Source organism: Marinobacter antarcticus, from assembly GCF_011049865.1.
In the GTDB taxonomy this organism is placed as follows: Bacteria; Pseudomonadota; Gammaproteobacteria; order Pseudomonadales; family Oleiphilaceae; genus Marinobacter; species Marinobacter antarcticus_A.
This window is the reverse complement of record NZ_DRGY01000094.1, coordinates 1-9,499: the sequence shown is the minus strand read 5'-3', so window position 1 is coordinate 9,499 and position 9,499 is coordinate 1. Positions and strand designations below refer to the sequence as shown.

Genomic DNA, 9,499 nt, shown 5'->3' with positions numbered 1-9,499 from the left:
TCTGGAAACTCCGCGCCACGTAGAAGTTCAGGTTCTCGCCGACATGCACGGCAACTGTATTCACCTGGGCGACCGCGACTGCTCCATGCAGCGCCGCAACCAGAAAGTTATCGAAGAAGCTCCGGCCCCGAACGTCAACCAGGAGTCTCGTGAACGCACGCTTAAAGCCTGTGTAGATGCGTGCAAGGAAATCGGTTACGTCGGTGCGGGCACGTTCGAGTTTCTGTATCAGGACGGCGAGTTCTTTTTCATTGAAATGAACACGCGCGTGCAAGTAGAGCACCCGGTTTCCGAAATGGTCACGGGTGTCGATATCGTTCGCGAACAGCTGCGTATTGCCAGCGGGCTGCCGCTTCAATACAAGCAAGAAGATATTCGTATTACGGGCCACGCTATCGAATGCCGCATCAACGCGGAAGACCCGGATACTTTTGTGCCTAGTCCCGGCAAAGTGACGCATTTTCACGCTCCCGGCGGTAACGGTGTGCGCGTAGATTCTCACCTGTACAGTGGCTATACGGTACCCCCGTTTTATGACTCACTGATTGCCAAGCTGATCACCTGGGGCGATGATCGCCAGATCGCCAGAAGGCGTATGAAAAATGCTCTGGATGAGCTTTTGGTGGACGGCATTAAAACCAATCAGCCTCTGCACCGAAAACTGGTGCGCGATGGCGGCTTTAAAACGGTAGACTTCACTATCCACTATCTTGAGAAACTGATGCGGGACTGACTCCCTGCATCTTACTGCAGGAAGACCTATGCCTTGGATACAACTACAGATTCCGGCTGATCCCGATACTGCGGATCAGCTTGAGGATCTGCTTATGGAGATGGGCGCAGACGCTGTCTCCATGGAAGATGCCGCCGACCAGCCACTCTACGAACCCGATCCTGGCACCACGCCACTGTGGAGCCAGACCACGGTTACCGGGCTCTTTCAGTCAGACCGGGATATTGATCAGTTGTGTATCGATGTACGCAACGCCTGGCACCAGCAAACCCAGCAATCCCTTGCAGAGATCGACGTTACCCTGGTTGAAGACAAGGACTGGGCGCGGGCCTGGATGGAAGACTTTCATCCGCTGCAGTTTGGCGAACGCCTGTGGATAGTGCCAAGCTGGCACGATGCGCCCGACCCTGACGCTGCCAATCTGATGCTCGACCCGGGGCTCGCGTTTGGCACAGGCACACACGCAACCACCGCCTTGTGCCTGGAGTGGCTGGATGGGCAGGATATGAACGGCAAGCAGGTTACCGACTATGGCTGTGGCTCCGGCATACTGGGCCTGGCGGCACTGCTTTTGGGTGCAACCCACGTGACGGGTGTAGACACCGATCCGCAGGCACTAGAGGCCAGCCGCGAGAACGCCCGGCGCAACAGCGTGGATAAAACCAGACTTGACCTCTATTTGCCTGAAAACGAACCCGGCACTAAAGTCGATGTGATGCTTGCCAACATTCTTGCGCAGCCTCTTATTGGGCTGGCGCCGCATTTGGCAGAACTGACAAAGCCAGGCGGGGATATTGTGCTCTCGGGTATTCTCTCCTATCAGGCCCGTGAGGTCATGGCTGCCTACGATCCCTGGTTTATTATGGATGAGCCCGAACAGCGTGAAGAATGGATACGCCTCACAGGACGGCGCAACGACAGATGACTAAGGCTGTCTTAACGACTAAACTCCCAGACTCTTAGTCCAGTCGCGTTCAGGAACAAAGCATGACCCAGAGTAGTCTGCAGACCCAGTGCCCGAAATGCAGTACCCGGTTCCGGGTGACTGATGAGCAGCTTGGCATTGCCAGGGGCAAGGTGCGCTGCGGCCACTGCATGGATATCTTCAATGCGGTCGAGCATCAGATAACCGGCGTTGCAGGCAATACACCCAAACCACGCGCTGAGACGGGTTTTACTGGCGACACCACAGAAGACAACTTCATTTTTGCCGACAACCCTGAAGAAGATGCCGAAGAGGGCCGTTATACCGGCACCCGACTGACGTTTTCCGACGATGAACTCAGCGACAGTTTTCGCAGTTTCGACGACAGGGATGCCGCCGAGCGAGACCGTCTGGACGACAAAGATCCCATCGAAGACGTTGATGAAAGCTGGGCAGAAGCCATTCTCCAAGAGGACCAGGCCTCCAAAAAAGTGCCGCCTGAACCAAAGCCGGAACACGAACCAAAGCAAGAACCAGAACCAGAACCAGAACCAGAACCTCACACTGATTTTTATGTCGATGAACAACCCGACCCGGCATTTGAATCTTTTGCCAACGAACACGGAGTGGCATCGGAAACCGCGAGCTCGCAACAGGATGAGCCCTTCGCTGCGGATACACCGTTTGGCGATCTCAGGCGGGAACCCGTTTCTGTTAGTGGCGGCCGCAAAAGCTGGCTGCGCACCTCGGTCTGGTCGCTGATTGTGCTTGGGCTGTTTGGCGTTCTGATAGCTCAGGTCGTCTGGTTCCAGTTTGACCGACTGTCCGCCATACCGGAGCTTCGGCCGTTTTATGAAAAGGGCTGCGAACTGGCCGGCTGTGAACTGAAGCCGTTGATCAATGTCAGTGCAATCCAGAGCCGCAAACTGGTTGTGCGCACCAATCCGGAAAATCGCAGCCAACTGGTCGTCGATGCCGTCATTATCAACCGCGCGGACTTTCAGCAGCCGTTCCCGGCCATTGCCCTGACCTTCTCCAATCTGAATGGCGACGTGGTTGCCCAGAGCGTTTTCACTCCGTCGGAATACATTGCCGGCGAGGCCGAACAACTCAGCATCATGCCCGTTGAAACGCCGGTTCGCATTGCAATCACTATTCGCGACCCTGGACGTGACGCCGTTAATTACAACCTCAGCTTTCGACCCTATATGCCCTAAGGCTGCTTGCCGATGAGACCTCGGCAAGCACGGCGGACCCCATCTCGCAGAACAAAAGTCAACCAGAAAGAGCGAAAAATAATCAGTTTTTTCGCCTCTCTGCCCTTCAATCACAGTGCCCTCGGCGGTATCATTATCGCCCCTCGAAATGGGCATCGGTCATTTATTAAACAGCCGCGCCGCTTCGACTGACGCTTCATCTGCTGTAATTCGGATTCAGACCATGTTGCCAACGGCAAAAATCGGGCCTTATACCTTGCCCAATCCGCTAATTGTTGCCCCCATGGCGGGTGTAACAGACCGCCCCTTCCGGCTATTGTGCCGGAGGCTGGGCGCGGGCCTGGCAGTATCGGAAATGGTAATAGCAGACAGCAAGCTCTGGCATACACGTAAATCCAGAACCCGTATGGATCATACCGGGGAGCCTGAGCCCAGAGCCGTTCAGATTGCGGGTGGCGATCCTGACATGCTGGCTAATGCAGCCCGGCTAAACGCGGAGTCCGGCGCCCAGATCATCGATATCAATATGGGCTGTCCGGCTAAAAAAGTATGCAACAAGGCAGCCGGCTCAGCGTTGATGAAAGATGAAAGCCTGGTCCGGGACATACTGGAAGCGGTCGTCAACGCCGTTGATATCCCCGTTACCCTGAAAATGCGTACCGGCTGGGATCAGGACAATCGCAACGCGTTGGCCATTGCGCGTATGGCCGAAGACAGCGGCATTCAGGCGCTGGCGATTCATGGCCGTACCCGAGCCGACAAGTACTCAGGCGATGCAGAGTACGACACCATTGCCGAAGTGAAATCGAGCGTGAACATTCCAGTGTTCGCCAACGGTGATATCACATCCCCCGAGAAAGCCCGCCGGGTTCTTGAATATACCGGCGCCGACGGCCTGCTTATTGGCCGCGCCGCCCAGGGTAGCCCGTGGATTTTTCGGGAGATACTGTATTTCCTTAAAACCGGCCTGCACCTGCCGGCGCCGCCACTGGGCGAAGTGGAACACATTCTCAGCGAACATCTGGACGCCCTGCACAGCTTTTACGGAGAGGTCATGGGCGTGCGCATTGCCAGAAAACACGTGGGTTGGTACCTGCAATCCCACGACCCAGGCAAACAGTTCCGGAACCGCTTCAACACGTTCAACGAAGCGGGAGAGCAAAAAGACAGCATCCGACAGTATTTTTCAGGCTTACGAAACGGAGAGGAATTCGCAGCATGACCGCTGAGACTTTGGCAAATAGCAACTTGAACACCCCGGCCAACGATGATATTCACCAACTGCAAACGGTGAACAGCAGCGGCAACACCGTTACCCTGCGCGACAACGTTGAAGTGGCCCTGACAAACTACTTGACCCAACTTGATGGCGCGCCGGTGACCGAGGTTTACCAACGAGTACTTTGTGAGGTGGAAGCGCCGCTGTTGGAACAAGTAATGAAATACACACGCAACAACCAGACCAAAGCATCCACCATGCTTGGACTGAATCGCGGGACACTGCGCAAAAAACTCAAGCAGTACGGCCTGCTATAATCCAAATACCCTGACTTGATGAGGGCCTCCCGGACACCCTTCGCGAGGCCCTCGTTCGTTCACCCCAAGTGAAGAATGTGACCCCATGGCAAACCAGGCAAGTACCTCCGTTCGTCGCGCGCTGATCAGCGTCAGTGATAAATCCGGCATCGTCGAGTTCGGGCGCGCCCTTACCAGCCGCGGTATCGAATTGCTTTCTACCGGGGGCACCTTTCGTCTCCTGAAAGACAACAACGTTCCCGTAACCGAAGTGTCTGACTACACCGGGTTTCCGGAGATGATGGATGGCCGGGTGAAAACCCTGCATCCAAAAATCCACGGCGGCATTCTCGGCCGCCGGGGCACGGATGATGCCGTTATGGGTGAGCACGGGATCAACCCGATAGATATGGTTGTGGTGAACCTGTACCCGTTCGAGTCCACAGTTGCCAACCCCGACTGCGACCTTGCTAGCGCGATTGAAAATATCGATATCGGCGGCCCCACCATGGTTCGTGCTGCGGCCAAAAACCACAACGACGTTGCCGTTTTGGTCAACGCGTCGGATTACAGCCGGGTTCTGAAAGAACTGGATGATAACGATGGCGAACTGAGCCACAACACGCGCTTCGATCTGGCGGTAAAAGCCTTCGAGCACACTGCAGGCTATGACGGCGCCATTGCCAACTATCTGGGTGGGCGCACGGCCGATAACAACAACGCCGATTTTCCCCGAACGTTTAACAGTCAGTACGTAAAAGTTCAGGATATGCGCTACGGCGAAAACCCGCACCAGCGCGCGGCCTTCTACGCCGAACGCAACCCGAAAGAAGCCTGTATTGCCACCGCAACGCAGCTTCAGGGCAAAGCGCTTTCCTATAACAACGTGGCTGATACCGATGCAGCCCTGGAGTGCGTGAAACCCTTCGCAGACCCGGCGTGCGTTATCGTCAAACACGCCAACCCCTGCGGTGTGGCGATCGGCTCCGATATTCTCCAGGCTTACGAGCTGGCCTTTGCCACCGACCCCACCTCGTCTTTCGGCGGTATTATCGCGTTCAATCGGGAACTGGACGCACAAACGGCCGCGGCGATTATTGAACGCCAGTTTGTTGAGGTCATTATTGCGCCCTCCGTTACACCGGAGGCGGTGACGTTGGTGGCGGCCAAAAAGAACGTACGCCTGATGGCCTGCGGTGAACTCGGCGGTGAACGCGCCCAAACCATGGACTACAAGCGAGTAACCGGTGGCCTTCTGGTTCAGGACCGCGACCTGGGCATGGTGGCCATGACCGACGTAAAAGTGGTAACCACCCGCCAGCCAACAGAGCAGGAACTGAACGACCTGCTGTTTGCCTGGGAAGTGGCAAAATACGTGAAATCCAACGCCATCGTTTACGCCCGCTCAGGCCGCACTATTGGTGTCGGCGCGGGCCAGATGAGCCGCGTTTACAGCGCACGGATTGCCGGCATCAAGGCGGCCGATGAGAATCTGGAAGTAAAAGGTTCGGTCATGGCCTCCGATGCCTTCTTCCCGTTCCGGGACGGCATTGATGCCGCCGCCGAGGCCGGTATTACCGCCGTCATACAACCTGGCGGCTCCATGCGCGATCAGGAAGTGATCGACGCCGCCAACGAACACGGCATCGCCATGGTATTTACCGGCATGCGCCATTTCCGGCACTGATACAACCGCTTGTAAACGTATAGGGCAACGCAATATGAACATTCTGGTAATCGGCAGTGGCGGGCGTGAACACGCGTTGGCCTGGAAAGCGGCTCAATCTCCAGACGCAGATACGGTTTTCGTAGCGCCCGGCAACGCCGGAACCGCGCGCGAACCGGGTGTAAAAAACGTCAGAATTGACGCTCTGGATCTTGAAAGCCTGGCCACATTTGCGGCTGACAATAAGGTCGGCCTCACCATCGTTGGCCCAGAAGCACCTTTGGTCGCCGGTATTGTCGATCTCTTTGAGGAGCGTGGCTTGCGTGTGTTTGGCCCCAGCGCTGGGGCCGCGCAACTGGAAGGCTCCAAAGCGTTTACCAAAGATTTTCTTGCCCGCCAGAAAATTCCTACGGCCGGCTACGGTAACTTTACAGACGTAGACGAAGCTCTGGCCTATGTTCGCCAACAGGGCGCGCCCATTGTTGTCAAAGCTGACGGTCTTGCCGCCGGCAAAGGCGTTATCGTTGCAATGACCCTTGAGGAAGCTGAAAACGCCATTCGCGACATGCTGGCCGGCAACGCCTTTGGCGACGCAGGAAGCCGTGTGGTTGTCGAAGAATTTCTGGACGGTGAAGAAGCCAGCTTTATTGTGATGGTGGACGGTGAGCACGTGCTGCCCATGGCCACGTCCCAGGATCACAAGCGTGTGGGCGACGGTGACACAGGCCCGAACACCGGCGGTATGGGCGCCTACTCACCCGCCCCCGTGGTAACCGCTGAGGTGCATCAACGCATCATGGATGAGGTGATTTACCCAACCGTGCGCGGCATGGCAGCCGAAGGCCATCCGTACAAGGGTTTTCTGTACGCCGGACTGATGATCGACACCGTCGGAGCGCCCAAGGTCATCGAATTCAACTGCCGCTTTGGTGATCCCGAAACCCAGCCTATCCTGCTGCGCATGAAGTCGGATATTGTTGAGCTCTGCCAGGCTGCCATTGACGGCAATCTGGACCAGTGTCGCTCGGTCTGGGATGACCGCGCCGCCGTAGGGATTGTGTTGGCCGCCGGCGGATATCCCGGTAGATACCGAAAAGGCGATGTTGTTTCCGGCTTGCCGGAAACGGAAATAGAGGGCGAGAAAGCGTTCCACGCCGGCACCGTTCTTCAGGGCGACCAGGTGGTCACCAGCGGCGGTCGAGTGCTCTGCGCCACGGCGCTTGGCAACACGGTGACGGACGCCCAGCAGCGGGCTTACAAACTCGCTGAACAGATACGCTGGGACGGCGTGTTTTATCGCAACGACATAGCGTATCGTGCCATTTCGCGCGAGCAGACATAGCCCGACACCCAACACTTGCGCCCGGCCATTGACCGGGCTTTTTTATGGGGTCGTGCGAACTCGCTTGCCCGGCGTCAAATGAGTCAATCAGCCAGGAACAGCTCAAATGATGCAAAAATCGTCTTTTACCGTCATGTTTTTACTGTTGGCTCTTCTATCGATCAGCGCATGCTCCCGCCATGACTTTTACGAAACGGCGATTGGCCTGGAGCGCTCCGCAGCCGGGCTTGAGGCTGACACGATTACCGTTGGCAAACTTGAGATTGCGTACCTGCGCAACTCCGAGATGAACAACGGCGATAACATCGTGCTGATTCATGGCTTTGGTGCCAATAAGGATAACTGGACCCGTATCGCTCGAGAACTCACCAATGGTTTCAACGTTTATGCTATAGACCTCCCCGGCCACGGCGACAGCAGCAAGCCGCTGGACATTGGTTACGGGCTGGAAGAGCAGGTTCGCCACTTGGCCCTTATTCTCGAGGCGCTTGGCATCAACGAAATGCATATGATGGGCAATTCCATGGGTGGCGGCATTACAGCCCTCTACGCCGCCACTTACCCGGACCGGATAAAAACCGCGGTGCTGTTCGACCCGGCGGGCATTCTCAAATACGAAAACGAGATGGTCGATATGATACTCGCTGGAAACAATCCCCTCATACCCTCAAAACCCGGTGACTTTGAACGCCTGATGGACTTTGCGCTTGAGAAAAAGCCGTTCATCCCCTGGCCGATTCTGGGCGTTATGGAAGAGCAGGCTCTGGCCAACCAGCAGGTGAATGAAGTGATCTTTGCCGCCATCAGAGAGGCAGGTTACGGGTCAGAATTCCGCAACACCATAAAACGCATCAAGGACCCCGTGCTGGTGGTCTGGGGCAAAGAAGATCGCGTACTGAATTATCGCAACGGTGAGGTCTTTCAGAGCATTATCCCCGGCGCAAAACTGAAGGTGCTCGACGGTATTGGCCATGCGCCAATGATTGAGGCCCCGGAAGAATCGGCCCGCCTGTTTCTGGACTTTGCCAAACCCTATCTTTCAAAAGCCGGATAAGCGGCGCGGGCTCGTCGCTTTGTCGTTATCGGCTTCAACGGCTCGGGAAAACAGGGTAGCCTTGTACCAAAGACTCTCCGTTTCTTCTGAAAGAATCTCTCATGCCTGAAGCTATCTGGATTTCTTTTGCCTTTGGTCTTGGCCTGTTGACCAAGGCCGTCGGGCCTCCCCCGCTGGTTGGCTATCTGGCGGCGGGATTCGTGCTCAGCGGGCTTGCGGCCAGCCCCTCCCTCGGAATTTCTGCGGAGCCCACCGCGGTTTTGGCTCATATCGCTCATTTGGGCGTGCTGCTGATGCTGTTTACGGTGGGTTTGAAGCTCAAACTGAAATCGGTTATCAGCCCGGAGGTGATCGGTGGCAGCCTGCTGCATTTCGCCATCACCTGCTTGGTGTTTACGCCCGGTCTTTATCTTATATTGGACATAACCTGGTATGCGGCCTTCATGCTGGCCGTTGCACTGTCGTTCTCATCGACTGTATTGGCCGCCAAAGTACTGGAGAATAAACGCGAGCTCAGGGCCTTTCATGGGCGAGTGTCTATTGGCATTCTGATCATGCAAGATCTGATCGCGCTGCTTGTGATGAGCCTGGCCGCCGGCCAAACGCCGTCGCAGTGGGCACTGATTGTATTTGGCCTGCCACTGCTGCGACCGTTGCTTTTCAAACTACTGGACGCCAGCGGCCATGACGAGTTACTGGTGCTGCTGGGGTTGTTGCTGGCGCTGGTTCTGGGTGGTTTGGGCTTTGAAACCGTAGGGCTTAGCTCGGAGCTGGGCGCTCTGATTTTCGGCGCCATTCTGGCGAATCACCCCCGCAGCCAAGAGTTGGCCAAATCTTTGTGGAGCGTGAAAGAAATCTTTCTGGTCGGCTTTTTCCTGCAGATTGGCATAGGCGGGCTTCCAGATACCCATGCCATAATCTTTGCCGTTGTGGCGGCGCTGGTGTTGCCCCTCAAGGGCATTCTGTTCTTCTTTCTCATGCTGTTGTTCCGTTTGCGCGCCCGCAGCGGTTTTCTCACGTCACTGGCTTTGACCAACTACAGTGAAT

Annotated in this window: 8 protein-coding genes and 1 pseudogene; all 9 read left to right on the top strand. The window is 56.2% G+C overall.

Annotation, left to right across the window (positions count from 1 at the left end; all coding sequences use genetic code 11):
- Window positions 1–733, top strand: a pseudogene (locus tag ENI00_RS12000) (acetyl-CoA carboxylase biotin carboxylase subunit); the annotation flags it as partial.
- A 28-nt stretch (window positions 734–761) separates the two neighbouring features.
- Entirely contained in the window at window positions 762–1,658 is an 897-nt protein-coding gene (prmA, locus tag ENI00_RS11995) for a 50S ribosomal protein L11 methyltransferase (RefSeq protein WP_304102541.1), read from the top strand.
- 62 nt (window positions 1,659–1,720) lie between these two features.
- Window positions 1,721–2,875 (top strand): DUF3426 domain-containing protein, encoded by a 1,155-nt coding sequence (locus ENI00_RS11990; RefSeq protein WP_304102538.1) that lies wholly within the window; start codon window positions 1,721–1,723, stop codon window positions 2,873–2,875.
- A 226-nt stretch (window positions 2,876–3,101) separates the two neighbouring features.
- Window positions 3,102–4,097, top strand: coding sequence for a tRNA dihydrouridine synthase DusB (gene dusB, locus ENI00_RS11985; protein ID WP_304102544.1), 996 nt, complete (start codon window positions 3,102–3,104; stop codon window positions 4,095–4,097).
- Window positions 4,094–4,411: a DNA-binding transcriptional regulator Fis gene (gene fis, locus ENI00_RS11980; protein ID WP_304102535.1), complete on the top strand. Its 318-nt coding sequence runs from the start codon at window positions 4,094–4,096 to the stop codon at window positions 4,409–4,411. The genes dusB and fis overlap by 4 nt, the downstream gene beginning before the upstream one ends.
- 85 nt (window positions 4,412–4,496) lie before the next feature.
- Window positions 4,497–6,077 carry a bifunctional phosphoribosylaminoimidazolecarboxamide formyltransferase/IMP cyclohydrolase gene (purH, locus tag ENI00_RS11975; protein ID WP_304102532.1) on the top strand — a complete coding sequence of 527 codons (1,581 nt, stop codon included), beginning with the start codon at window positions 4,497–4,499 and terminating at the stop codon, window positions 6,075–6,077.
- A 34-nt stretch (window positions 6,078–6,111) separates the two neighbouring features.
- Complete coding sequence (gene purD / locus ENI00_RS11970; RefSeq protein ID WP_304102530.1) at window positions 6,112–7,398, top strand: phosphoribosylamine--glycine ligase; 1,287 nt, start codon at window positions 6,112–6,114, stop codon at window positions 7,396–7,398.
- 106 nt (window positions 7,399–7,504) lie between these two features.
- Complete coding sequence (locus ENI00_RS11965; RefSeq protein ID WP_304102528.1) at window positions 7,505–8,452, top strand: alpha/beta fold hydrolase; 948 nt, start codon at window positions 7,505–7,507, stop codon at window positions 8,450–8,452.
- Between the two features lie 101 nt (window positions 8,453–8,553).
- Window positions 8,554–9,499 (top strand): cation:proton antiporter (locus ENI00_RS11960; RefSeq protein ID WP_304102525.1); only part of this gene is annotated, 946 nt, incomplete at its 3' end.